The 24091-nt window shown below is 61.8% G+C and carries 21 protein-coding genes and 1 CRISPR repeat array; of the genes, 5 read left to right on the top strand and 16 right to left on the bottom strand.

From position 1 onward, the window contains the following. Window positions 1-18: 18 nt before the first annotated feature. On the bottom strand, window positions 19-624 hold the full coding sequence (locus DR039_RS10860; RefSeq protein WP_111837415.1) for a low molecular weight protein-tyrosine-phosphatase: 606 nt from the start codon (window positions 622-624) through the stop codon (window positions 19-21). A gap of 207 nt (window positions 625-831) precedes the next feature. On the opposite strand from DR039_RS10860, the gene DR039_RS10855 reads away from it, so the two are divergent. Further along, entirely contained in the window at window positions 832-2538 is a 1707-nt protein-coding gene (locus DR039_RS10855) for a DUF885 domain-containing protein (RefSeq protein ID WP_111837390.1), read from the top strand. Between the two features lie 99 nt (window positions 2539-2637). Here DR039_RS10855 and DR039_RS10850 read toward each other — a convergent pair whose 3' ends face one another. The 6 genes from DR039_RS10850 to DR039_RS10825 form a co-directional block, all read right to left on the bottom strand. After that, window positions 2638-3417 carry a formate/nitrite transporter family protein gene (locus DR039_RS10850; RefSeq protein ID WP_111837389.1) on the bottom strand — a complete coding sequence of 260 codons (780 nt, stop codon included), beginning with the start codon at window positions 3415-3417 and terminating at the stop codon, window positions 2638-2640. Between the two features lie 140 nt (window positions 3418-3557). Beyond that, window positions 3558-4343, bottom strand: coding sequence for a hypothetical protein (locus DR039_RS10845; protein WP_111837388.1), 786 nt, complete (start codon window positions 4341-4343; stop codon window positions 3558-3560). Between the two features lie 43 nt (window positions 4344-4386). Next, window positions 4387-5796, bottom strand: coding sequence for an LssY C-terminal domain-containing protein (locus DR039_RS10840; RefSeq protein ID WP_172458384.1), 1410 nt, complete (start codon window positions 5794-5796; stop codon window positions 4387-4389). A gap of 20 nt (window positions 5797-5816) precedes the next feature. Further along, entirely contained in the window at window positions 5817-6791 is a 975-nt protein-coding gene (gene nrdF, locus DR039_RS10835; RefSeq protein ID WP_111837387.1) for a class 1b ribonucleoside-diphosphate reductase subunit beta, read from the bottom strand. Window positions 6792-7012: 221 nt separating this feature from the next. Then, window positions 7013-7684: a hypothetical protein gene (locus tag DR039_RS10830; protein WP_111837386.1), complete on the bottom strand. Its 672-nt coding sequence runs from the start codon at window positions 7682-7684 to the stop codon at window positions 7013-7015. 20 nt (window positions 7685-7704) lie between these two features. Beyond that, the gene (locus DR039_RS10825; protein ID WP_126622389.1) at window positions 7705-7932 is read right to left on the bottom strand and encodes a hypothetical protein; all 228 of its coding nucleotides are present in this window, start codon (window positions 7930-7932) and stop codon (window positions 7705-7707) included. Between the two features lie 302 nt (window positions 7933-8234). On the opposite strand from DR039_RS10825, the gene DR039_RS10820 reads away from it, so the two are divergent. Genes DR039_RS10820 through DR039_RS10810 form a run of 3 tightly spaced genes read left to right on the top strand, consistent with a single transcriptional unit; the run spans window position 8235 to window position 9357 of the window. After that, entirely contained in the window at window positions 8235-8738 is a 504-nt protein-coding gene (locus DR039_RS10820) for a ParA family protein (RefSeq protein ID WP_126622387.1), read from the top strand. Continuing rightward, window positions 8735-9079 carry a hypothetical protein gene (locus DR039_RS10815; protein ID WP_111837383.1) on the top strand — a complete coding sequence of 115 codons (345 nt, stop codon included), beginning with the start codon at window positions 8735-8737 and terminating at the stop codon, window positions 9077-9079. Before DR039_RS10820 ends, DR039_RS10815 begins: the two co-directional genes overlap by 4 nt. A gap of 44 nt (window positions 9080-9123) precedes the next feature. Then, window positions 9124-9357, top strand: coding sequence for an antitoxin VbhA family protein (locus DR039_RS10810; RefSeq protein WP_111837382.1), 234 nt, complete (start codon window positions 9124-9126; stop codon window positions 9355-9357). 100 nt (window positions 9358-9457) lie between these two features. Further along, a CRISPR array of direct repeats spans window positions 9458-10286; the repeat unit is 36 nt; unit sequence GCCTCAATGAAGTGCAGCTCTCGAAAGAGCTGCAAC. 177 nt (window positions 10287-10463) lie between these two features. On the opposite strand, the gene cas2 is transcribed toward DR039_RS10810, so the two are convergent. Genes cas2 through cas7g form a run of 6 tightly spaced genes read right to left on the bottom strand, consistent with a single transcriptional unit; the run spans window position 10464 to window position 18851 of the window. After that, window positions 10464-10763, bottom strand: coding sequence for a CRISPR-associated endonuclease Cas2 (gene cas2, locus DR039_RS10805; RefSeq protein ID WP_197719040.1), 300 nt, complete (start codon window positions 10761-10763; stop codon window positions 10464-10466). Then, window positions 10763-12370, bottom strand: coding sequence for a CRISPR-associated endonuclease Cas1 (gene cas1 / locus DR039_RS10800; protein WP_267489842.1), 1608 nt, complete (start codon window positions 12368-12370; stop codon window positions 10763-10765). Before cas1 ends, cas2 begins: the two co-directional genes overlap by 1 nt. Next, window positions 12361-13401: a hypothetical protein gene (locus tag DR039_RS10795; protein WP_126622386.1), complete on the bottom strand. Its 1041-nt coding sequence runs from the start codon at window positions 13399-13401 to the stop codon at window positions 12361-12363. The genes cas1 and DR039_RS10795 overlap by 10 nt, the downstream gene beginning before the upstream one ends. Window positions 13402-13405: 4 nt before the next feature. After that, window positions 13406-16096: a type I-G CRISPR-associated helicase/endonuclease Cas3g gene (gene cas3g / locus DR039_RS10790; protein ID WP_111837379.1), complete on the bottom strand. Its 2691-nt coding sequence runs from the start codon at window positions 16094-16096 to the stop codon at window positions 13406-13408. Window positions 16097-16101: 5 nt separating this feature from the next. Next, window positions 16102-17649 (bottom strand): type I-G CRISPR-associated protein Csb2, encoded by a 1548-nt coding sequence (gene csb2 / locus DR039_RS10785; RefSeq protein ID WP_111837378.1) that lies wholly within the window; start codon window positions 17647-17649, stop codon window positions 16102-16104. Continuing rightward, window positions 17649-18851, bottom strand: a complete 1203-nt coding sequence (cas7g, locus tag DR039_RS10780) for a type I-G CRISPR-associated RAMP protein Csb1/Cas7g (RefSeq protein WP_111837377.1) — start codon at window positions 18849-18851, stop codon at window positions 17649-17651. The genes csb2 and cas7g overlap by 1 nt, the downstream gene beginning before the upstream one ends. 458 nt (window positions 18852-19309) lie before the next feature. Between cas7g and DR039_RS10775 the strand changes: the two genes are divergently transcribed. Continuing rightward, a complete protein-coding gene (locus tag DR039_RS10775) occupies window positions 19310-20770 on the top strand; it encodes an RNA-binding domain-containing protein (RefSeq protein ID WP_111837376.1) in 1461 nt (486 codons plus the stop codon). 171 nt (window positions 20771-20941) lie between these two features. On the opposite strand, the gene nrdE is transcribed toward DR039_RS10775, so the two are convergent. From nrdE to nrdH, 3 genes are read right to left on the bottom strand one after another with little or no spacing between them, the layout of a single operon-like run. After that, window positions 20942-23095, bottom strand: coding sequence for a class 1b ribonucleoside-diphosphate reductase subunit alpha (gene nrdE / locus DR039_RS10770; protein ID WP_111837375.1), 2154 nt, complete (start codon window positions 23093-23095; stop codon window positions 20942-20944). Then, complete coding sequence (gene nrdI / locus DR039_RS10765; protein WP_111837374.1) at window positions 23080-23499, bottom strand: class Ib ribonucleoside-diphosphate reductase assembly flavoprotein NrdI; 420 nt, start codon at window positions 23497-23499, stop codon at window positions 23080-23082. Before nrdI ends, nrdE begins: the two co-directional genes overlap by 16 nt. A 17-nt stretch (window positions 23500-23516) precedes the next feature. Next, window positions 23517-23762 carry a glutaredoxin-like protein NrdH gene (gene nrdH / locus DR039_RS10760; protein ID WP_111837373.1) on the bottom strand — a complete coding sequence of 82 codons (246 nt, stop codon included), beginning with the start codon at window positions 23760-23762 and terminating at the stop codon, window positions 23517-23519. Between the last annotated feature and the right edge of the window lie 329 nt (window positions 23763-24091).

The raw sequence follows: 24091 nt of genomic DNA, 5'->3' as shown, positions 1-24091 counted from the left end.
GAACTAGCGCATCGCGGGCTAGCTAGGCTTGGGCGGCTCAGCGCCAAGCTGTTCGAGCCGCGGGCACAGCGCCTCTGAGACGCGCTCCACGACCTGCAGAGTGTCTACAAAATCCGCCATAGTGCCGTACCAAGGGTCAGGCACGTCCAGGCCCCCGCCCGCACCCAGGCCTCGGGCAGCATCCAGGCCCCTAGCTGCAGTCGCTTCTGGACTCGCTGCCTGCTGTGGCTCAGAAGGTTCGTAGTGACGGAACATGCGTACGCGCTCCGGATCCAGGCCCAGGCTTTCACAGCGACGACGCAGTTCGCGCTGGTGGGAGGCGGTCATGGCTAGCAGCAGGTCGGCCTGTCGCAGTTCGGCGTCACTGATGCGGTGCGCCCGGTGGTGGCTGAGACGCTGGGCAAGTAGGCGAGCTGGCTGGTCCGCGCCTTGACCGTAGCCGCGCTCGGCCAGCAGGCGCAGAGCCCGGGAGTCCATTGGGTTACCGGTCTCCTCCGCGGACACCCCCGCTGAAGTGACGACGACGCCCTTCGGCCCGCTAAGCGGCACCCCGGCAGCTAACAGACGGTCCGTAAGCACCATTTCCGCCATGGCCGAGCGGCAGATATTGCCGGTGCACACCATAACGATGCGGTAGGGCTGACCGGGATGGCGCGGGTTGGGCAGGCTGGGTGGCTCAGCGGGAGCGACTGGTGCATTCACGCCACAGAGGGTCTCGCGCCTGGCCCCAGCCCACAAGTCCAGGCCGCCGCAGCGCACCCCCTGGCCACGAGCCAGCAAACCCTGAAGTACGCGCAAACCCGGAGCTTGGGCATGCCCTAACCTCAAGGCATGACTGCTACCACCGCACCAATCCGCCGCCAGCCCACCGCCGTCGACGCCGTAGCTGAGGCGCATGTGGCCCGCCTAGCTGAGCTCTCCCCCGAGTTCGCTGTCTACAACGGCCTGCCAGGCCGCCGCGGCGCCCTAGATGACCACTCCCCCGCGGGCCTAGCAGCACTCACGGAGCTTTCACGGGCCACGCTGCGCTCCCTGGACCAGCTCCAGCCTGCCGACGACGTCGACCGTGTAACTCTGGCCGCCATGCGTGAGCGCCTGGGCCTAGAGCTGGAACTGGCGGAAGCCGGTGAGAACCTGCGGGTGCTCAACAACATCGCCTCCCCGGCCCAGAGCGTGCGCGACCTATTTGACAACCTGCCCACGGACACCGTGGGCGACTGGGAGACTTTCGCTTCCTGTCTGCGCGCTGTGCCCGGCGCCCTAAAGGGCTATCTCAGCGCGCTTGGTGAGGCGGCCTCGCGTGGCGACGTCGCCGCCCGCCGTCAGGTTGCGGCAGTTATCGCCCAGGCCCGCGACCAGGCCGAGGCGTCCACCTCCTCCTACAGCGTCCTAACCGCCCAGCCCACAACTGGCGACGGCACCACCCTCCCCGCCTCCCTGACTGAGGAGCTGCGGGAAGCTGCCGCTGCCGCACGCGCTGGCTACGCCACCTTTGCCGAGCAGCTGGAACGCGAGCTCCTGCCCCAAGCGCCCACTGAAGACGCCGTCGGGCGTGAACGCTACCAACGCTTCAGCCGTGAGTTCCTGGGCGCCACAGTGGACCTAGATGAGACCTACGAGTGGGGTCGCGAGCGCCTGGCCGCCATTGATGCCGAGCAGCGTCAGATCGCCGCTGAGCTCTATGGCCCTGGCACCACGGTGCGCCAGGCGCTTGAGCGGCTTAACGCTGACCCAAGCCGTTTGGTACACGGTACCCAGGCGCTCCAGGAGTGGATGCAGGCAACTTCTGACGCGGCAATCGCGGCCTTGGACGGCACCCACTTTGATATCCCCTCCCCGCTGCGCACCCTGGAGTGCCGCATCGCCCCGTCCCAGACTGGCGGGATCTACTACACGGGCCCCAGCGACGACTTCTCGCGCCCGGGCCGCATGTGGTGGTCGGTGCCTGCGGGCACAGCAGACTTCGCGACCTGGCAGGAGCGAACCACGGTGTTCCACGAGGGGGTGCCTGGCCATCACCTGCAGTGCGGCATGCAGACTTTCCTGCGTGAGGAGCTCAACTCCTGGCGGCGCCTGGCCTGCTGGGTCAGTGGTCATGGTGAAGGCTGGGCGCTTTACGCGGAGCGGTTGATGGCGGATTTGGGTTTCCAGGCGGATCCGGGGGACCGCTTTGGGATGTTGGACTCCCAGCGGCTGCGAGCAGCCCGCGTGGTGTTGGATATTGGTGTGCATCTGGGCAAGGAGCGTCCTGCGGAGTTGGCGGGCCTGCCCGGTGTGGGTGAGGGGCGTTGGGACGCGGAGTCAGCCTGGGCTTTCTTGCGTCACAACGTGGCTATGAGCGAGGGCTTCTTGCGTTTTGAGTTGGACCGTTACCTGGGTTGGCCGGGGCAGGCGCCGTCCTACGCGATTGGGCAGCGGTTGTGGGAGCAGACGCGCGACGCGGCTTTGGCGGGCGGTTCCTCCCTCAAGGAGTTCCATATGCGGGCGCTGCGGCTGGGGTCGGTTGGTCTGGAAGTGCTGCGCCAGGCTTTGGCCTGACGACGGCGCGGCAGGCTGGCGGCGGCCCGGGCGCGCATAACCCGGGCTGCCTGGTTTTCTCTTGGCTGCCTGCGCCCTCTTAGCGCCGCCCTTTAGATCTCAGTGCTGCTCGGTGCGTGCGGCCAGCAGGTAGGCGGCGCCCACAAAAATCGCGCCACCCACGAGGTTTCCTATGCCGGAAACCAGCAGGTTGCGCAGAGCCAGGGTCACAGAGGCGCCGTCTACGCCGTAGAACAAGCCCAGGCTGAAGAAGGTCATATTCGCCACCACGTGCTCAAAACCGCAGGTGACGAAGGCGCTGATGATCGCGAACACCGCCACGGCTTTGGCGACTTCACTGCTGAGCCGGGTGACGCACCAGATGGTCAGGCACACCAGGATGTTGCACATGATGCCGCGGAAGAAGATCACCGTCAGCGGCAGATTCCCCTTGGTGGTGACCACCGCCGCCAGCATCGCACCGGCAGCGTTCCCGGAGTTGAGGATGTTGGTGCCCCAGAGCAAGGCGGCCAGCAGCATGGAGCCAGCTAGGTTGCCCAGCAGCATTAGGAGCAGCACTCTTCCGGCTTTCAGCCAGGTAATGGCCTTGCGGAAGGAGCCGATGGCGAAGGTCATCATGGCGCTGGTCCCCAACTCGGCCCCACCGTAGATACACAACAGGAGGCCCACACAGAAGGGTGGGCCGGAGATAAGCGCGGTGGCCGGGCTGCTTGCAGCTTTAAAGGGGCCTGCGGCCATCAGCATGAAAGTTCCGCCGATGCCGACGAAGGCCCCGGCGAGCATGGAGGAGACCAGGAAGGGCAGGAGGCGGCTGGCGCCGTCGGTGCGGGCGACGGCGGACTTGGCCTGGGCCTGCAGGTTCTCGGTAAGGGTGAGCATGTCTCAACCTTCACCTGTGGGGGCTCAGGCGAGTAACCACTTTGGGCCTAGGCTGCCGGTGAGGTCAGTCACCGTGAACTGCTGCGGTTGGGCAGGCTCTGTGCATATTGGCTGGGCGGGCCTCGCTGGCCTCGCAAACTTCACTGGGCTGGGGTCGGCGTCGCGTCCTCAGGCAGGATGAAGGAGTAGCCCAGGGCGAAGGGGAAGCCGGGCTTGAGCAGGCAGTCCACCACCGGTCGGGCCATATCCACTAGGCCGCCGGCGTCTAGCCCGGGCTCACCCTCATTGCTTCCGGCCACCAGCAGCGGCTCGAAGGGCACGTCTAGGTCCAGCAAGCTCATGCCGTCCTGGCGGGTGGCCTGGTCCCAGGCGCCGCCTTCCATCTCTAGGAGGGTCCCTAGGTGGAAATGCATGACTAGGTCGTCGTCCACTTCGGCGGGCATTGACAGGAGGTGGTGGGCCTCCGGGTCGCGGGGGGCACGCAGGGTGAACAGCAGGATGGCGGAGTCGCGGGCGGCACGGATCATAAGGCGCCCCACGTGGACCGCCATGGCGACGTCGTCGACCTGGCTCTGCATGTATTCCTGGGGGCTGAGTGGGCCACTCAGGGGTATGGGGGCGCCGTCTCCAGCCTGGTTGACGGCGCGCCGTCCGGTGGGCGCTGCGGCCTGCAGGAACAGCGTGGGTGCGCCGTCGTCGTCGTATCTCAAGGTGCCGATTTCAACCTGCTCGCTCCAGCCTGGGGGCGTAGGCGAGGGGCCCCGGGTGGTCTGGATGTGTCCCAGTCCCAGCAGGGTGGAGAGGTCGGCTTGCAGGCTGTGGTGCCAGGTGATGTTTTCACCCTCGTACCACAGCGGGACGACGCCGTTAAAAGGCAGGCCCATGCGGACCGTGTCACCGCCGGGAACTTCGGGCTGCTCGCTCATGCCCTCAGCCTAGCCAGACCGGTGCCACCTAGGGCTGCCTGGCTCAGGCTGGCAGTTGCGAACGTTCTTCCTTGCGCTCACGCACCCAGCGGTGGCAGGAGCGGGTGGAGATAGTAAGCAGGGCCAGAACGCCTAGCGCGCAGGAGAGCAATACGTTGACTGGGGCCTGCCCAGCGCCGGAGGCCGAAATCTCACTCATATCTGCGAGTACACCCAGGGTGAGCACTGCCATCAGGGCGATCCGGCTGCGTGGATGCCCACGCCATACCGCTACCGCCAGGATGGCGGTCAGCAGCGTCACTGTGACGACAATTATTGCTAGCACAAGCCGGACGGCCTGCGCCGGGTCGATCTGTGAGAGTTCCTGCGGGTCTAGTTCGACTTGGGCCAAGGCAGCTCGGTCATACAGGGCTTTGCGCACCAGATCTCCGGTGTCCAGGAGCACGCGCAAGGTCATCAGCACCAGGGCGGCAACCAGGGCTAGGGGGCGCCTGCGGTCGGCCTCGGCGTCAGCCTCCTGTGAGGACGCCAACTCTGCTGCGCCCTTACCTGTGACCACTTCGGATAGGTCTAGGACGTAGAGGTCGCCGTCGGTGAAGACGCGGTCACCGCCACCGTTTTTGTCGTGATAGGAGGTGAAGAAGTCAGCCCAGGAATACAGTTTGGCTTCGGGGTTGGCCCACAGCACCTCGTCAACCACGAAGTTGCGCTCAATGTCGATATTCGCGTCGATTTTGTGGGTGACCTGGAAGGTCAGGGTGCTCAGTCCGACGGCGCGGTCGTAGGTGGCTGCCGCCAGCCAGTCCACCCGTTTACCTCCTGGCAGCACCCAACCCTCCGGGGCGTGCCAGAAGCGGATGTGGTGGCGCTGGGCGGGGTTGCCTTCAACCTCTTTCTGGTAGGCAAAGTTCTGCTTTCTGCCAAATAGCGTCAGGGTGGATACTGGCGCCGCCGGGTAAGAGCGTCTCATCAGTGAAGAGGCGATGATTCCCCAAGAGCTGCGCAGGGTGATCGGGTCTGCGCGCACCCAACCTGCTGCCCGCATGCTCTCGTGGATCGCTTCTTCGCTGCCCCATACCGCCAGGTTCACCGGGTCTCCGAGCAGCCCGTCGGCGGTGCGGGTGCGCCCAATGAAGTAGTCGGGGACGTAAAGCCAGGTAAGCACTTGGTGCATGCGGGGCAGTGCCAGGTAGGCCAAGACGGCCCAGAACAGCAGCGCGCAGGCCACGGCGCGTGGGCGCAGGTAGAGACCAGCACTCAGGAAGATCCAGGCGAGCCACAAGGTGAGCAGGGCGGAGACCACGAAGAACACGGCGTCTACGACGTCGTCCAAGCGCCAGGTACGGGTCCCTAGCTCACCGATTTTGGTTGCGCCAGAGTGGTAGACGGGAGGTGAGGTGGGCCGGGGGCGAGGCACGATTTCCTGCTCGGTGGTGGGCGGGAGCTCGTGCATTTGCGGCTGCGCACCGGGCATCAGAAGTCCCAGTCCTCGTCCTCAGTGGCCTCAGCGGTGCCGATCACGTAGGAGGACCCTGAGCCGGAGAAGAAGTCGTGGTTCTCGTCGGCGTTGGGTGACAGGGAGGCCAGGATCGCCGGGTTGACGTCTACAGACTCTGCGGGGAATAGCGCCTCGTAGCCCAGGTTCATTAGGGCCTTGTTGGCGTTGTAGCGCAGAAATTTCTTGACGTCTTCGGTTAGGCCAAGCTCGTCGTAGAGGTCCTCGGTGTACTGCTCCTCGTTGTCGTAGAGCTCCATGAGGAGGTCAAAGGTGTAGTCCTTAAGCTCTTGCTGCCGTGTGGCGGAGGCCTCCTGTACCGCCAACTGGTACTTGTAGCCGATGTAGTAGCCGTGGACGGCCTCGTCGCGGATGATGAGGCGGATCAGGTCAGCGGTGTTGGTGAGTTTGGCGTGGCTGGACCAGTACATGGGGGCGTAGAAGCCTGAGTAGAACAGGAAGGATTCCAGCATGGTGGAGGCTACTTTGCGTTTCTCGGGGTCATCGCCGCGGTAGTAGCTGAGGATGATCTTCGCCTTGCGCTGGAGGTGTTCGTTTTCTTCGCTCCAGCGGAAGGCCTCGTCGATCTCCGCGGTGGAGATGAGCGTGGAGAAGATGGAGGAGTAGGAGCGGGCGTGCACGGACTCCATGAAGGCGATGTTGGTGTAGACCGCTTCCTCGTGGGGGGTGCGTGCGTCTGGGATCAGGGAGATGGCGCCCACGGTGCCCTGGATGGTGTCCAGCAGGGTTAGGCCGGTGAACACGCGGGTGGTCATGTTCTTCTCAGCCTCGTTGAGGGTGGCCCAGGAGGGGACGTCGTTGGACAGCGGTACTTTTTCCGGCAGCCAGAAGTTGCCGGTGAGGCGGTCCCAGACCTCCAGGTCTTTGTCGTCAACAAGGCGGTTCCAGTTGATGGCCTGGACGCGGTCAATGAGTTTGAGCGGCTCGGGCATGGGGGCTCCTCCGAAAGGGCTGGTGGTGCACTCATGCTACCGACGCCGACGGCGCTAGCCGCCCAGCCTGGCTGTGAGGTACAGGTTGTGATGTACGGGCGGTGGTGTTCTTGATGGCGTCGTGCGGACTGGGGGCTCATGCTCCGGGCGATGCGGGGGTTAACCTGCGCGGGCCGTGGCCGTGACTGCGGCCCCGCCTCATACTCCAGGCGATGCGGGGGTCAACCACCTAGGACACTGTGCAACTCCCTGGTGCAGACCCCGCCCCCGTCCTTCCTGGTAAAACCGTCCCAAGAACCCGTGAAGGGAACATAGGTGAAAAGCTCACCTTTATGGCTGGGGATGTCCCCGGTGAGGCGAACACGTAATTCGTTCTTGCCAATGCTGCGCAGCTTCGCTTTGCCAAAACGTTTGTCTGCCCCAACGAGTAGCTCGCAAACGTCTTGATCAGAGACGCCTGGAGCCAGCCTAGCTTCTATCTGCAGATAGTATCCGTGCAGGAAGTCGCCGCCAGAGGTTAAGGATGCGTCCTCAATGATGGCGGAGTCATCAAAGTAGTCCTCAATCTGATACTCTCCCCACCCCCGCTGCAAGGCTTTAGCGCATTGCACCCCGAGAAACATCATCCCAGGCAGACATATAAACGCATAGATAATCGCGACCGCAAACCATCTTTTGTCTCTGGCTGACCATTCAAAACCCTCATTGTCCTCTTTTGGTTCGTCTGGGTCTTCGAGGTCTTCGTCGGCCTCCGCAGTGTCGTCGGGGTCAGGGGTGTCGGGTTCGGCGTCGGGTTCTTCAAGGGATGCTTCAGGGGCTAGGGCTGGGACTTCGGCGTCTTCAGGCAGTTCAGGGCGCATGTAGACCAGGCTAGCCAGCTGCTCTTTATCCATCTGCTGATTCGCGAAAGGTCTTACAAGCTTTCTCCACTGAGCCTCACTTGTGGAGCGCTGGCCGAGCGCTGCCGGCCCTGGCCTTTAATCTCGGTAGAGGTGCCAGCAGCGCATTGATCGATGCTCCGCAGCAGGTCTATGGCTTTGGGCTCCAGTTGCGAGCCCTCCTGAGCCTCGGCGTAGGCGAAAACACGCTCTATTCCGCCTAGGTATGCAGTGTTGTAGACGGAGCTGGCTTTGGTGCTCACCCGTTCAAAATAACCAGGAACTCCCAACTGTTCCAGGATGACGGAAGCCAGGCCACGGACTGCCTGGCACACCCAGCCTCAGGGCGAGCCCTCGTGGGCGGGCTGGCGCGCCCGGTAGGCGTGCCAGCGCCGAGAGACGGCGCTGCCAGAGTCCCCTAAACCAGCACGGCCCTAAAAGGCGCTGCAACCTGAGGGGCGCCCGTCACCGTCACGTGCGAGGAGCCAAGCTCAATGAAGTGCAGCTCTCGAAAGAGCTGCAACCTGATCTGCCAGACCTTCGAAGCAGCCAAAACCAGGCCTCAATGAAGTGCAGCTCTCGAAAGAGCTGCAACGAGGCCGACAACCAGCCAGGCAGAGAGCACTGCCTGCGCGCTGCCCTAGAGGGGGCTGCGGAGGACTACGACGTCGTGCTCATCGACTGCCCACCCAGCCTAGGCACCCTAACCCTGGCCTGCTTGACGGCAGCCAGTCACGTCCTGGTGGTGACAGAGCCCAGGGCCTCCTCCGTGGAGGGCGTGGACGAGCTCATGGCCACCATCAACACCGTGAAGCGCTACTACAACCCTAGCCTGGAGACTCTGGGGGTTGTCGTAAACAAGTGGCGCAAGGACCGGTTGGACCGTGAAGCTTGGATGGACGTGCTACGGGAGGTTCACGGAAGCCTCCTGCTGCCTGAACGCCTGCCCGAGCGTGAGGTGGTGGCCACAGCCGCCACCAACCGTGTTCCCGTGCCCAGGGCCGAGGCTCGTGACTACACGAACGCCTTGGAGTCCATCGTCGAGCTGCTCACCAAGGAGAACGCATGAAGCCAAAACCCAAGCCCCGCAAGGCAATCACGGTCCCCAAGGCCACCGGCCCCGACCCCGCCGAACTCCCAGCTGCCACCAACGCCAGCAAGACCAGCAACGCTGGTCAGGGTGAGATGCGGCGGCTGACCGTCCGAATCAGTGCCGATGACCTTGGGCGCGCGCGTAGTGCGTGGCGCCTCGTCTGCGCACGCGGTGCGGGTGACTATCCGGCTTTTGGTGCGTGGGTGGTCGCCGCCTTGAACTCTGCCACCGCCGAGGTGGAGGAGAGCCTTAACGGCGGCGAGTCGTTGGCGCCGACGCCTGCCGGCGTCATCCCAACGGGGAGGACCCCACGATAGGCGTTAAGCGGGTAGTCTCAATTACTGGAGCCAAGGAGGAAAGCATGACAGGAATGCAGTTGGAGGAGCGTTGGCCAGACCTATTCGAAGGTCTTGATGAGGGCCAGAGAGACCGTATCATTGAGGCGTGCGCCGATAACTGGCACGAGGGTTGGGAACCTAACCGTGAGGATCTCGCCTTTCTAGTCATGCGCGTTCGTGGCCAGATCACGACGCAGGAGTACCTGCACCGCATCCTGAAACGTGCAGGTGTGGACGCGGTTGCAGCGCATGTCTGATGGATGATGAGCTCGCGCGGTGGAAGGCCTACTTCTATCCACCGCCGCATGACGCGACAATGCTCAACCTGCCAGGCATTACTAGTCCCGGCGACCTTCGGGCCTCAATGAAGTGCAGCTCTCGAAAGAGCTGCAACACTGCGTCCATATGAGCACGGCGTGTCCAGGCAGGTGGCCTCAATGAAGTGCAGCTCTCGAAAGAGCTGCAACGATGAGGGTGAGGGTGGGAGCGAGAGTCCCCTCTTGCCTCAATGAAGTGCAGCTCTCGAAAGAGCTGCAACCGGGGATGTGACGGCGGGATATGCTGAACCCCACTGGGCCTCAATGAAGTGCAGCTCTCGAAAGAGCTGCAACAAGTCTGAATTGATCGCACGTGAACGCGATTTCGTTGCCTCAATGAAGTGCAGCTCTCGAAAGAGCTGCAACTCGGCGTCCGTGATCGTGGGGCTGGTGGTGCTTGCGCTCGCCTCAATGAAGTGCAGCTCTCGAAAGAGCTGCAACTCCAAGATGGTGAGCAAGGACGTGCCCGCCGCATAGCCTCAATGAAGTGCAGCTCTCGAAAGAGCTGCAACAACGTTTGTCCAGGCTTTGTTTCCCACTATACTTTTGCCTCAATGAAGTGCAGCTCTCGAAAGAGCTGCAACCAGGAAGTCCGTGAGCGCACGACGGATAATTTCGGGCCTCAATGAAGTGCAGCTCTCGAAAGAGCTGCAACAACGCCTACAATGTCGGATTCTAAGTCTAACGACTTGCCTCAATGAAGTGCAGCTCTCGAAAGAGCTGCAACCCCACAACAGGGCGGTAACAGCGGCGGCCGTGCCGAGGCCTCAATGAAGTGCAGCTCTCGAAAGAGCTGCAACTTGCCGTCGACGCCAGCATTGCTGGCCGGTCTGGCCTCAATGAAGTGCAGCTCTCGAAAGAGCTGCAACAGTCCCTTCAGAATACCGCAAGTTTCCGCCGCTGTACGGCACTCCCGCGAGCGCTCCACCAACTGGCCCCCTTGAACAGCCTGGAAGCAGTTGCTTCCTGCCCAAGACCCTCGCAACCGCAGGCCAAACGGACCGCGAGCACTCCCCGGGCAAATCAGGACCATCGGAGCGCTCGCGTCAGGCGATGAGCGGACCGTCAGGCGTGATCGTGCGAGTCAGCCCCACGTAGCTGAAGCGCTTGTTGTCAACTGAGGACAGCAAGCCCACGTCACACAACAAAATCGAATCCTCATCGGGTTTGACGATCGCATTTAACTCATCACGCATCCGCAGAAGCTTCGCCGGGGTCGCATCCACTACAAAAACCGAGTACTGGATTCGATCCCCGTAAGTGAGAAGCTTCTTGGCTACCTTTGACCGCCTCCGGTCAGACGGCACATCGTAAGCAACAACAAGCCTCCGGACGTCATCGCGCATCAGCGGACAGTCACTCCCTTGTATGCGGGCTGTGTACCGTCAATAACCCCAAGGATCATCCGAGCCTGAATCTCAATACAGCGCCGCCACGTCGTGTCATACCCATACACCGGATGCCTGAAGGCCGTCTCCACACGCCGCTCAAAACTAGCGATGAGCTGCTTGCGTCCCCGATCCGTCATCCGACACGCACGCATGACGCTCAAGAAGTCACCCTCACCCAACTCCCCATTCCTAAACGCCCTCACTACCGCGGAGTCCGCAACCGGCGCCCGGAACTCCTCCATAAGATCCAAGGCGAGAGCTGGCTTGTTCCTTGAACTTGAGTGCAGAAAACCCGCATGGGGATCCAGACCACACGCGACCAGCCCACGCACACACTCCCCAAGCAACAACGCATAGGTGTAGTCCAGAGCCGCATTAGCGGGATCTGTTGCCGGTCGACGTCGTCGCCCCCGCCACCTCTCGGCCGCGAAACCAGCCGCCTTTCCTTCAAGCATCGTGGCGAAGGACCCGAAGTACGCACCTGCCGCCTCCCCTTCAATTCCAAGTAATTCGGTAAGCGAATGCGCCTCGCACGCCTCACGCTGCAATCGACGCATAACAGCCACGTCTTCCGCAGCATTACCATTTCTACGCAACAGGGTCGCCTGGTTAGCGATCTTCGCACTCACCATCTGTTGTGCAATGTCCAAACGGCCCTCTGAACTAGCCACATGCTGCTGTACCCGCTGCAACCCATTGGGTGCATCTGCACCCCGCGACCAGCCCACAACCCTGCCAGACCAAGAGCACCACACAACACACCGGTCCCGCCAGCACAGTTCACGTAACAACGCAGAAGAGACATCGGCGTTCCCATGCACCACAAGCCCAAGCACCCGCTCAACCGGCACGCTCAACAGGGTCTCCCCGGACTTCAACACCTCCAACCGTCCGCCCCTAAACGAGGCCCTAGATCCCGGCGTGGCCAGGTGAACAACCTGCGCATCGGGAGCCGGGGCCACCACCCGGCGTCGAACCGCTTCATAACGGTGCTCATCAGGCAGGCAAACCGAGGCGTGCGAACACCACTGACAACGACGGTCCTCCACCAACGGCGCAGGTGCCTGCTCCGCAGCGATCAACTCCCGAGTGCGACCAACCAGAGCCTCAGCCCCAACAAGATCCTCGGCAGTGAGCTCTACCTCCACCCGTCGCCGATGTCCCGTGAAGTAAACCTCCGTGCCCGCAAGCTCGTAGCCCATCTCCTCCAGACACAAACGCTGCAACGCCAACTGGACGCGGTTTGCCTCTGTCACTTCTGGCCGGTTTCTAACTGGAGTCGCCTTGTACTCCACAATCGTCAGCGGTCCTCCCGCCAGGCCTTCAACCACGTCACAGCGCCCCGACAAACCCAACCGTTCAGAGCGCAGGTCCACAGAGCGATGCTCGGATGGCGTGCTCTGCTTAGCGTCATCCACACGCCGATGCGCCGAAGTACCTGCCTGCATCTGCATGGTGTCAGTGTGTTCACCCACCGACTCAAGCCATGCGCGGCGAGGACAGAAGACCGTGTGAAGCACCAGACTGATTGGAATCGGATCAGCACTAGCCTTCAGTTCCACCGCTCCTGCCCCCCGTCAACCACCAGAACCTTGGGTTCTAGGCACTCACCAAGTGAGCGCTCTGGAGCGTTAGCACTGCCACCAAGCATCACTGGGTGGACTGCCAGCGCCCAAACCCCATGGTCTAGAAGCCACCGCTCCGCTTCAGCACAGGCAACACCGCTGCTCCCCACGCAGTCATGGAGTTGCCCTGAGACCAGCACTGACCGCCATCTGGCCAAAGAGTGACCGCCAACCAACAGCGGCAGCACCAGATACTCCGGTGTGTACTTGCCAACTGGCAAGGCGGCAGCAGTGACTGACGCCTTGCCCAACTGATGCAAGACAGGGAAGCAAGATATCCCCCACAAGGCACACCAAGCTAAGGCACTATCCGTGAAGCGAGGCCCCGTGAGGCCAGTGGAAGTACGCGACTCATCAGAGCGTTTGCCCTTGTAAGCCTCATCAACAACAGAGACGCCGGTCAGACCGTCACGCACCTGCTCCACCGACCGCTTAGACACAATCGCCGTTAATTGCCGCAAACGATTTCCCACGAACTCTTCGCCCCGGTTGCGGGTCTTCATCTCCCAGCGACTCGCTCCCTCATCGGGTTTGATCTCATTCATGCGCACCGGCCAGTAGGCCGGCTCACCAAGTGCACCAATTAACTCAAGTTCAGTCCCAAAACCGCCTAGAGCCCTAAGCCGGTCAATGCCGTCATGACGAGCCTTCTGCAGGTACATCCACTGCTCTGTCTTCTCGGCCTTCTTGATCCGAGGACTGAACACGGCTCGCTGGCCGCCCCACGGAGCGGAGTCAAGATTCGCTTGAATCCAAGAGTCCGCTTGAGCGTTGGACTGTGCGTGTTGAAGCACCGCAGCGGCCACGGCGTCGTCGTCATAGCCAGCGGCGCTCACCACCAACTGTGGTTCCAGCGAGTCTGTCCAACCTACTCTGACCCGGCTGGCTCCCGCCCCTTCCAGGATGAGACCCAGCCCCAGGCCCCCGAAGGTAGTCAAGGCGCTCGATGTAGTTCCGGTAAGAATCATGGTGCTACTTCCCTTCCGCCGAGATCGTGCAGCCAGCCGCTCGCAGTAGGCCCTCCAAATAAGCGGTGCCCCAAGGCCCCCAGTTGCGGTCCGTCCTGGCCACAACCGACTCCCATTCGCCCTCGCCAATCAGTTCGGCTAGTGCTTCCACAGGTCCCGGCCCGGCCTGCTCAACGCTGTGGTCGAACATAGGGCGCCCTCGGCCATGGCTAGTGCCAACCAACCTGGTGACGAGTTCACGGTCCTCCACAGGCTGCCCGGCGGCCTCACAGCTGTCCCAATAGGCTGCCGCTGAAGCAAGTTCATGCCGCCAACCTCCCGGCAACCCCGAGTCCGCCCATGCTCGCTTGATCACCTTGGGATTGGTGGCACCGCTCTTTGCGAGCAGTTCGCACCCTTCAGGATCCTTTCGCCAAAGCGCCCGTTGGAAACGCACATCCGCCTTGCCGACGTCGTGCCATCGCCCCGCCTCGGCCAGCAGCCCAGAAACCTGCTCTGCCACCCCCAGGCTCCTCCCAAAGGCCAGTGCCCGCTGGGCAACGGCGGCATTGTGTTCCTCTAGGCCTACACGCCCCCGAGCTGACAACATCGAGTGCTGGTCAGCTTCGCAGGAGACCGTGTTTGCGTCACGCACCACCACCCAGGCTGGGGCTTCTCCCTCTTGCCACCCAGGAGGCAAGGCGATTGTCCCGCCGAGTCGCGCAGCAATCTCCTCTTCTGTGAGATCGGCAAAGGCCTTTAACTCCTCGGGATCCGTCACCACGCCTACGACGTCGCTGACCAAACTGGCGCCCTTGCCAGCAAACTCACGGAAAGCCGCCAACGGCACCGCGTGCCCCTTCTCCTTGCCGTCCGAAGTGACGACGTTCTCCGTCAGCAATGGGACTCCGGAATCCAGGACCAACAGGTCACCCGGGCGCAGCTCCCGAGAAGCCTTATCCTCACCCTGATCAACTAGCGCCTGCCAGCTCGGGAATGGCGCGCCGTCCCGCCAAAGCACTGAACGTTCCAAAGGCCCGGACTTAACTTCCGCAATCCGCCGAACGAGTTCGCGGAGCGCACCGATGTTGGTCGGGAAGACCTCCTCGTCCTGCGGCTCCAGTTCCCTCAGCAGCGACTCACAAGCCAAGGAGTCTGGCAGTTGCGCCAACTCCCTCAGCACAACTCCCACGCCATCAACCTCTGGGTCCAGGTCATCGCGCAACCACAGGTCAAGCTCTGGCTCAATCACGAGTCGCTGTGAAGTCCTAGCCCACAGGTTCACATCCCATGGCTCAGGCCGCTGCCAAAGGATTCTGCGAGGCTCTTCTGCCGGTGGCGGCGCAGACACCACCGCCAACGGCGAAAGGTCACCCACAGCCTGGCGTTCCAGCACCCAAGCCCGCGCGGATCGCAGATCAGCTGCCTGGTATGGCAGAACATCATCCGCAAGCTTGGCTTTGAGCTCTGGCCCGACCACCACCACCGGCCCGCGCTGCCTGCGCGCCATACGGTTAACTCGACCAGCCCGCTGAGCGATCGCGCTACCTGAAGCTAGCTCAGTCACCAGGGCCGCTAGGTCTAGATCCACCCCGACTTCCACAGTCTGGGTCGCGATCAGCACATCAACTTGATCTGAACCCACTGTGGTGAACAGGTCAGGGTCCTCCCGCCGCATCATCTTCAGATCCCAGGGACGCATCCTGCCCACCCAGGTGCGGCAACGCAGGCCTCGCTCGCGCAGAGCCTGTGCCACACGGATCGCTGAATCAACCCGGTTCAGGACGCAGCCCACTGTCCGCGGTCCCGTCGCTGCCCAGCTCTGCGCCTCAGCCACCTGAGTAGCCACTTGGTCCACGATTACCTCAAGGTACTTTTGAGTCATCTTGCCGTTGGTGGGCCAGGTGCCGGTCGGGACATATAGGACCGACTTGGGTGCACCGACTCGTGCAGCCAGACACGAGTCCTTTAAGACCGCCTGCTCCGTCACAGCGACGACTCGGCCCTGGTTGCTCGTCGGCGTCGCCGTCATCTCCACTGCTTGTAGGGCCGGAACGCCGAGCTTGTGCGCACTGGCGCCCACGAGTTCCGCGACCCGCCGGGCCGTCACAAGCAACTGCCGACTCAGGTGAGCCTCGTCAACGACGACGGCCGCATCTAAGGCAAGCAAACCAGCCAGGCGTGGCCGTGCGAAGGGCCAGGCCCCATATGACCGGAATAGCAGGCTTGACCCCCACATCGCAGGAGTCATACACAAGACCCCACAGGCCTCAGGCGCATCCAGCCAGTCACGGTCAATCGCCGCTGCGCCGCGCATTACTGCCAGCATCAGCGGGCCGCTCTGATTGCGCCCCTCCACCCACAAGCTCGCAAGTGCCTCCCGGACTCTTGCCACAACGCCGCCATCTGGGGCCTCTTTAAGCAGACGCTGGAGTTGGGCGGCCCGGTCTGCGTGCGCGTCAGTTAGCGCGCGCCGATTCACGACGACGGCGAGCCGCCTAGGTACACGCGCCCCCTGACCGCAGGCCGCAAGAGCGTTGGCAAAGACGTGGATCTCAACGACCGCTGACTTGCCAGAGCCTGTTGGTGCTGCGATTTGGTCTGGCCAGCACCCATCGTTCACGAGGGCATGGAGCAATTCCTCCTGCCAAGCAAAGGGGCGTTCGCCGTCGTGAATGGCCGCGAAGAAGTCAGCAAACTCATCAACGCTGATCATGTTCCTCACCTCTTCAGGGATTCAGCTAGTTCTGCGGGCAGGTCTACCGGCGCGAGCAACCCACCGCCCAGGTGTCGGCTCTGTCCGATTGCCACAAGTTCCTGGTTGCCCGTGAGCTCCCCAGAACTCAGCACAGCCGTATATGGCTGGGCGACCATGCCTTCGGGCATGCGGTGCGCATACGAGGACGGGCTCTTGACAGTCCGGCGATACCAACTCACCCCGGCGCCACGCTCCCTAACCTGTTTAACCAGGGACCGGTACCCCTGCGTGCCTTTGCCCACCGGCTCAAGCCGGTCCCGCCAGACAAAACCAAGGGACAGCAAAATGGCGTCCTCAAAGGTCCATGGGCCTTTTTGTCGAGTCACCTCTGGCACGGCGACGGGCGTTGGGGACCACAAGCGCACCGCCCCCGCAGCCGGGGCATGCCAGAACTCTGATGTCAGGACCAACTCATCGTGGCGCCGCAGGCGCAGCCTTCCCCAACGCGAGGTCACGTAGGTCATGCCTGCTAGAGCCGCAATAAGGACATTCAGGTCATCCGTGCTGATGTCACTTGGAATCATCACCAAGAAGACGCCTGGTGCCGGATGATCCAGCTTGATATTCGACAGAGAGAGCAAGCTCTCCGGAAGATACTGAATAGCTACGCGGTTTGCTGGCACTGAGCGGTCAGTCGGGTAGCGACCAGTGATGACGGACGGCGTCCCGTCACCAATCCGACTAACTAGCGCGCGGTGGAAGCCGACACACCAATCAAGCCGCTGCTCGGCAGGAAGCACACCCGCGCCTGCCTCAGTGCGGAATACAAGCACATCACTCCAAGGTGAGCCCATGCTTGGACGTTCCAGGCCCCTGGGCGCGTAGTGAAGCACTCGTGTGCACTCTATGGACACAGGAAATGGCCTGACGGCGTCGCTGGTCTCACCTAAGCGGTCAGCGCTCTCTGTCGGTGCCTTGCGTGGCCGAGAATCTTGGTGCAAAGCCTCCAACACGGCCCGGCGCCCAACAGCAGGCACGGGCACGCGCCGTCCACCGGGGGTGAAGGCCGTGGCTTCTGGCAGCCAGGTCCAGTTCGGCTCGGCCTTGCTCACCTCCAACACGACCGGACTGTCCATCTCACCAAGGCAAGGAACATCTTCACAGAGGCGGGCCAGGATTTCTCTTACGGAGTCCGGCATCTCTTCCCAAATCCAACCGAATTTGCCTGCCAGGGCAATGCCATCGGAGATCATCTTGGGGGCGATCTTCGGTTGTTTCTTTTCTATGGTGCCGGTCTTGCGGTAGGCGACCCTGCTAGTTTGACTTGGATTAACAGGACTGCTTGGTGGCAGGTACAAGCCCCTTGGCGGGTTGTTTTCCAGCCAGTTCAGCGCTTCCAAGGTCGCTGCTGACAAGGCGCCATCGGGGCCAGTGGTTGTGCCTGTGTAAGCCGAGTTAACCAGGGCGGAAAACAGGCGCAACGGCGTCGGGAATGAGTCGGCGCTGCCGTCTGCTGCATGCCCGTGGTACACCCCCAGCGGAAATCTCGCGGTGATGCCGACGCTTGTCATCAGGCGTCCTCGTCACGGTCAGCGTCGCCCGCCGCCTCCTGAACGTCAGGGTTTCCGTCAACCCTGAGTACGGAACCGTCCCACACCAGCCCTGCTTCCTTCTCCGCATAAGCGATGGCCTCACTGAGGAGTTCCTGGGCCTGCTCGATTGTGAGGGGGGAGAACTCCTCCTTCTCGCCATAGCGCTTGTCCAGGGTCACGACGGCGGGGCCTGCCTCAACCAGGTCGCAGTTTGCGCGTAGGAGCAACTCGGCGTCAGAGCGTGCCAGGGCGTTCAGCGCGAGGGCAGCGAGCACCATCCGGCAGGCGACGTCACCCTGTGGCGTGACGGAGTCGAAGCGCAGGGCGCGCAGAGCCGCGAAGCTGAGCACATGCGAGCGGATAATCTCCCGGCAGCTGACGCCGCCGAGCTGTTCAAGCATCGGTGGGATTCCCCCCAGACCAAGGTTGGAGGGTTTGCCTTTCGGGCCGACGGCACCGTCGTAGGTCTTACGGGATAGCTCAGCCTTCTGCGCATCAGCGATCGCCTTGCGCTGTTTGTCCGGCAGGTCGATGTGCATGCCTAGGGGGTCGATCCGGGCACCACCGCGCTTCGACTGGTTGACCTCGGCAGCACCCTCCTGGTCAGCAAGAATGCCGATGATCTCGCCCACCAGGATGCTGCGGTAACGGCCCTGGTGACTCTTACGGGAGGCATCCCAGCCACCCAGCAGCAGTGTCATGGGGCTGCGCTCGAGCAGTGGGCGCGCGTGGGTGACTGTGGCATCCCGAAGGCTCCGGTACTCAGGCGCCGCCGTCACTGACTTCCCGTTTATCGCGCCAGCCCTGATCTGGCCATCAAAGGCACGGTGAGGCAGGTCCAGGTCCGTGAAGCTCGCACCATCCGGGAAGACGAGTTCGATGCGGGGGATGCGCGAGAGGATTGGGTCTCCATCGGCGATAGCCGTGGCGATCGCCGCCTCACCGCGGTTGTTCTGCGACTGCTTGGAATCAATTAGGACTACGTTGACCGGGGCGCCGTCGTAGAAGCGGCGCTCGTAGGCGAAGACCGAGTTCCCGCGGGCGCTGAACTTCGCAGGGGCGACGGAGGCGTGTGGGCCAGCCGCTGGCTCGAGTTTGGTTACGGAGGTCAGAACACTGGCGCCGCCCGGGCTGCAGGCTGCTTGAAGGTGCTTAAGAGTGATGACGTGTACGGCAGACATGAGATCTCCTCGTCGAGATAGGCCGGATCGATTACAAACAGAGATGCTAGGCCTAGATCACCGAGTGCGCAAGTCTTTCCCTACCCCTTTCAAGCACACTACATAGTAGATCCGATTGATAGGACCCCTCGCGGAAGCGGTCTGAGTGAAGTGCCACCTAGTGGCGGCAACAGCTCGGGCGCCCCATTCGACCGCACCACATACCCTCAATGAAGCAGGCGATCACGCCCAGCTAGATGCCGGACGCGAGCCTTGGCGCTCCCCCAGTCTACGGCGTCGTCGCTCACAACCCGCCGATCCCAGCCCCCACCCTCCAACGCACCTAACTTCCACCTTGATTGAGATAACTGACCGCAGTTATGAGATAACTATCCCTTGTTATGAGATAACTAGAGTGTGGACATAGATAACTACCCAACTTATTGAGATAACAACCCCTCTTGAGAGATAATCGATCCATGATCACGACAACCAACGAGCTCCAGGAGGCGCTCGCGAGGCTCTCTCTCGAAGGTGGCGACTGCCTGGACCTAGAGGTCAAGACCTTCTCTGAGTACTCAGCTAAGAGTCTGGGGCCAACGCTTTGCGCCTTCGGCAACCTGCCTGGGGGCGGCTCGGTCCTTCTGGGCGTCAACGAGCGCGGCGACGCCCCGGTGGTCGGCCTCGACAATGCACACGACACCGCTGAACGCGCCACCAATCAGGCTCGCAGCGGGTTGAGCGTGCCGCTGACAGTGGACGTCCGCGTCCTGACCCTTGACTCCCGCGAAGTGGCTGCACTCAACGTCTCCGAGGCGCCGGTTAACCAGAAGCCTTGCACCTGGAACGGCAAGGCGTATATCCGGCAGTACGACGGCGATTACACAATGTCACTCCAAGAACAGCAGCAGTTGCTACGGCGGCATAACCGCCCGCGCGATGACCGTGAACCCGTGCCTGGCACGTCTCGGGCCGACCTAGATGACCAGGCCGTCAAAGACTTCGCAATCTCCGTCAGACAGACAACCCCAGCACTTAGAGCCTGCACCGATGCGGAAATCCTGCTCCGCCTCAACGCCATCACAGACAGCGGAGAAGCGACAGTCGCTGGACTTTATGCCTTGGGCACCTACCCACAACAGCATCTTCCGCACCTAAGCCTCACCGCAGCCATTGTCTCGAAGCAGGCAGAAGCAAAAGGCGAGCGGGGTCGCAACCGCAAGGATTTCACCGGAGCACTGCCACAGATTCTCGACGGCGCCGTCGAGTGGGTGTCACAGAACATCGGCAGCACCCTGGTCGTCTCCAGGGATGGACGCTCACAGACCACCTTCGCCATCCCCCTAGTGGCAGTCCGCGAAGTTGTGGCAAACGCCCTGGTCCACCGTGACCTGTCAGAGGCAACGGCAGGTCGCGCTGTAGAGCTACGCCTAACTGATTCGGGCCTAGTTCTGACCAGCCCCGGCGGCCTGTGGGGCTTATCGGTCGACCAGCTTGGAACCCCAGATGGTAAGAGTGCTGTAAATGAGTTTCTCTACACGATCTGCCGACACGTCGGGGGTGCGGGTGACCGAGTGATCGAGGCCATGGGCACCGGCATTCGGGCAACCCGCCAAGCACTTGCCGAAGCTGGCCTTGAGCCGCCGCGCTTCACAGACAACGGCGTGCGTTTCACCGTGCGCTTCCCCAACCATGCGCTTCACACCTACAAGGACCTGGCCTGGCTAGGCTCCCTTGATCTCGCAGGCCTATCTGCCGGACAGAAGGAAGCCCTGCTCAGGATGCGTTCGGGGGCGGAGCTCTCAAACAGCGACTATCGACAATTTGCCCAGGTTGACTCAACGACCGCTCGCGCTGAGCTCGGCGAGCTCGTTAGACGTGGGCTCGCCGAAAGAATCGGGAAACACAGAGGGACCCGCTACCGGTTCCCGACGGCCTGAGGACCCCCTGGAGCGTCTTATGCGCTAACTGCACCTAGTTATCACATAAGCACCCTCAGTTATGAGATAACTAAGGTCCGAGAGGAGATAACTAGCCTTGGCAACTACATAACGTGGGGCTGGACTGAGATAACTCAGTCCAGCCCCACGCTCTGCTTACTGCTCAGACACTCACAACATGCAGGACACGCAGCCCTGGACTTCGGTGCCCTCCAGCGCGGCTTGGCGCAGCCGGATGTAGTAGATCGTCTTGATCCCCTTACGCCAGGCGTAAATCTGGGCTTTGTTCACGTCACGCGTCGTGGCTGTGTCTGGGAAGAACAGAGTCAGGCTCAGGCCCTGATCCACGTGCTGAGTGGCCACGGCGTAGGTGTCAATAATTTTCTCTGGGCCGATCTCATAAGCGTCCTGGTAGTACTCCAGGTTGTCATTGGTCATGTAGGCAGCCGGGTAGTAGACGCGCCCAATCTTGCCCTCCTTGCGAATCTCCACCTTGGATACAATCGGGTGGATCGAGGAGGTGGAGTTGTTAATGTAGGAGATCGAACCGGTGGGCGGGACCGCCTGCAAATTGCGGTTGTAAAGCCCAGTCTTCTTGATCTTCTCCGCCAACTCAGCCCAGTCAGCGCGTGTAGGCACGTGCACCGAGGACTTAGCAAATAGCTCCTTGACGCGCGCCGTTACTGGCACAAAGTCCTGCGTCATGTACTTCTCGAAGAACTCTCCAGTGGCGTACTTGGAATCCTCAAAGCCCACAAAGCTCTCGCCGCGCTCCACAGCCAGCTCATTAGACGCCGTCAGCGCCTGGAAAAGCACGCTGGCAAAGTACACATTGGTGAAGTCCAGCGCCTCCTCCGAACCGTAGAACACCCGCTCCCGAGCCAAATAACCGTGCAGGTTCATCTGGCCCAGACCAATTGCGTGGGATTCACGGTTGCCGCGGTCAATAGAGGGGGCAGAAGGCAGGGAAGTCTGGTCAGAGACGGCGGTCAGACCCCTCACCGCTGTACGAATAGTGCGGGCGAAGTCCGGAGAGTCCATCGTCTTGGCAATATTCAATGACCCCAGGTTGCAGGAAATATCCTTGCCAATGTGCTTGTAGGTCAAGTCCTCGTTGAGCTCGCTGGCCTCAGAAACCTGCAAGATCTCTGAGCACAGGTTGGACATAATCACCTTGCCCTTAATCGGGTTCGCCCGGTTAACCGTGTCCTCAAACATGATGTACGGGTAGCCGGACTCGAACTGCAGCTCAGCCAAGGTCTGGAAGAACTCGCGGGCATTAATCTTCTTCTTCTTAATGGCAGGGTTGTCCACCATCTCCCGGTACTTCTCCGTCACGGAAATATCCGCAAAAGGCACCCCGTAGAAACGCTCGACGTCGTAGGGGCTGAAGAGGTACATGTCCTCGTTCTTCTTGGCCAACTCGAAAGTAATATCCGGGATGACCACGCCCAGGGAGAGAGTCTTGATGCGAATCTTCTCGTCAGCGTTCTCCCGCTTGGTGTCCAAGAAACGCAGGATGTCCGGGTGGTGGGCATGCAGGTACACAGCACCGGCGCCCTGACGCGCCCCGAGTTGGTTGGCGTAGGAGAAGGAGTCCTCCAGCAACTTCATAACCGGAATTACGCCGCTGGACTGGTTCTGGATGCGTTTGATGGGGGCGCCCATCTCTCGCAGGTTAGTCAGCAGCAGAGCCACGCCACCACCGCGCTTAGACAGCTGCAGGGCAGAGTTAATGCCGCGCGCAATGGACTCCATATTGTCCTCAATGCGCACCAGGAAGCAGGAGACCGGCTCACCGCGCTGCGCCTTGCCCTCATTGAGGAAAGTGGGGGTGGCGGGCTGGAAACGCCCGGTCATGATCTCCTCGATCAGGTCCATCGCCAGGGCCTCATCACCATCACCGAGAGCCAAGGCCACCATGGTTACGCGGTCCTCAAAGCGCTCCAGGTAGCGCTGACCATCGAAGGTCTTGAGGGTGTACGAGGTGTAGTACTTGAAGGCACCCAGGAAGGTCTCAAAGCGGAACTTGTGGGCATAGGCGGATTTGAAGGCGGACTTGATGAACTCTGGGGAGTACAAGTCCAGCACGCGCTGCTCGTAGTAGCCCTCCTCAACCAGGTACTCGAGCTTCTCCTCCAGGTCGTGGAAGAAAACGGTGTTCTTGTTGACGTGCTGCAGGAAATACTGCCGAGCGGCGTCGTGGTCCGCCTGAAACTGAATCTTGCCGTTGGCGTCGTAGAGGTTCAGCTTCGCATTGAGGGCGTGGTAATCCAGTTCCGGGGGGACTGTCTCGGACCCAGTGTCCGTCAGAGTGTCTGCCAAAACTCATCCAATCCTTGCTTGACCCGCTCCACGTCAGTGGGCGTACCCAGCAGCTCGTACTTGTACATATGCGGGACGCCCAGCTTGGCGGAGACGATGTCCCCGGCAATGCAGTAGGCCTCGCCAAAGTTTGTGTTCCCAGAGGAGATCACGGCCCGGCAAAGCATCCGGTTGTGCTCATTGTTCAGGAACTTGATGACCTGCTTGGGCACGGCTCCACGCGTGTTGCCACCGCCATAGGTGGGCACAAGCAGCACGTAGGGCTGGTCCACCACCAGAGGCTCCTCGCGTGGCAGCATCGGGATGCGTGCGCTACGGAAGCCCAACTTGGTGGCGAAGCGGTGTGTGTTCTCCGAGGTGGAGGAGAAGTAGACGACGAAAGGTCCGTCTGAGGCGAGAGCCACGACGCAGCTCCACAGACTCAGATCGCGACGGCCTCAACGGCGGCGACAACGGCCTTGATCTTGTCCGGGCGGAAACCAGACCAGTGATCCCCGCCGGCCATAACCACCGGAGCCTGGGCGTATCCCAAGGACTTGACCTGCTCGAGGGCTTCAGCGTCCATCGAGATATCCACCGTCTCGTAGGACAGTCCAGCCTTGTCCAGGGCACGGTAGGTGGCCGAGCACTGCACGCAGTTGGGCTTGCTGTAGACGGTGATGGTCATGTCAGTCCCTTCCGGGGAGTCGCGGCCAAGTGTTTGACCCAGCCGCGAGGCTATACCTTCAGACTCCGGAACCACATGGATGTAGTTCCAGGGAGGGCAAATCACCCTCGCGAGAAAAGACACTACCCCTAGTGGTGGTTGCCCGCCAGCACCCCAAGATGATGTGTCTGCCACCAAACTGTGCATAGCGCCCTCCCCTCCTGTGGACAACCCCGACCGCCCATGTGGACGGGGTGTGGACACCACCCCGACGTCACCACCGGGGCCACGGGAGCAACCCTGCACAACCCGCAGAATCATGGTCTCCCGGACCACTGACACGAACTCCT

It is taken from the genome of Actinomyces bovis (genome assembly GCF_900444995.1).
GTDB lineage: Bacteria > Actinomycetota > Actinomycetes > Actinomycetales > Actinomycetaceae > Actinomyces > Actinomyces bovis.
This window is presented reverse-complemented; position numbering and strand designations above follow the sequence as displayed.

Excerpts from the sequence above, each read along its gene's own strand:
- DR039_RS10860 (WP_111837415.1), bottom strand. The coding sequence starts at position 624 with ATGGTGTGCACCGGCAATATCTGCCGCTCGGCCATGGCGGAAATGGTG.
- DR039_RS10855 (WP_111837390.1), top strand. The coding sequence starts at position 832 with ATGACTGCTACCACCGCACCAATCCGCCGCCAGCCCACCGCCGTCGAC.
- DR039_RS10850 (WP_111837389.1), bottom strand. The coding sequence starts at position 3,417 with ATGCTCACCCTTACCGAGAACCTGCAGGCCCAGGCCAAGTCCGCCGTC.
- DR039_RS10845 (WP_111837388.1), bottom strand. The coding sequence starts at position 4,343 with ATGAGCGAGCAGCCCGAAGTTCCCGGCGGTGACACGGTCCGCATGGGC.
- DR039_RS10840 (WP_172458384.1), bottom strand. The coding sequence starts at position 5,796 with ATGCACGAGCTCCCGCCCACCACCGAGCAGGAAATCGTGCCTCGCCCC.
- nrdF (WP_111837387.1), bottom strand. The coding sequence starts at position 6,791 with ATGCCCGAGCCGCTCAAACTCATTGACCGCGTCCAGGCCATCAACTGG.
- DR039_RS10830 (WP_111837386.1), bottom strand. The coding sequence starts at position 7,684 with ATGGATAAAGAGCAGCTGGCTAGCCTGGTCTACATGCGCCCTGAACTG.
- DR039_RS10820 (WP_126622387.1), top strand. The coding sequence starts at position 8,235 with ATGAAGTGCAGCTCTCGAAAGAGCTGCAACGAGGCCGACAACCAGCCA.
- DR039_RS10815 (WP_111837383.1), top strand. The coding sequence starts at position 8,735 with ATGAAGCCAAAACCCAAGCCCCGCAAGGCAATCACGGTCCCCAAGGCC.
- DR039_RS10810 (WP_111837382.1), top strand. The coding sequence starts at position 9,124 with ATGACAGGAATGCAGTTGGAGGAGCGTTGGCCAGACCTATTCGAAGGT.
- cas2 (WP_197719040.1), bottom strand. The coding sequence starts at position 10,763 with ATGCGCGATGACGTCCGGAGGCTTGTTGTTGCTTACGATGTGCCGTCT.
- DR039_RS10795 (WP_126622386.1), bottom strand. The coding sequence starts at position 13,401 with ATGATTCTTACCGGAACTACATCGAGCGCCTTGACTACCTTCGGGGGC.
- cas3g (WP_111837379.1), bottom strand. The coding sequence starts at position 16,096 with ATGATCAGCGTTGATGAGTTTGCTGACTTCTTCGCGGCCATTCACGAC.
- csb2 (WP_111837378.1), bottom strand. The coding sequence starts at position 17,649 with ATGACAAGCGTCGGCATCACCGCGAGATTTCCGCTGGGGGTGTACCAC.
- cas7g (WP_111837377.1), bottom strand. The coding sequence starts at position 18,851 with ATGTCTGCCGTACACGTCATCACTCTTAAGCACCTTCAAGCAGCCTGC.
- DR039_RS10775 (WP_111837376.1), top strand. The coding sequence starts at position 19,310 with ATGATCACGACAACCAACGAGCTCCAGGAGGCGCTCGCGAGGCTCTCT.
- nrdH (WP_111837373.1), bottom strand. The coding sequence starts at position 23,762 with ATGACCATCACCGTCTACAGCAAGCCCAACTGCGTGCAGTGCTCGGCC.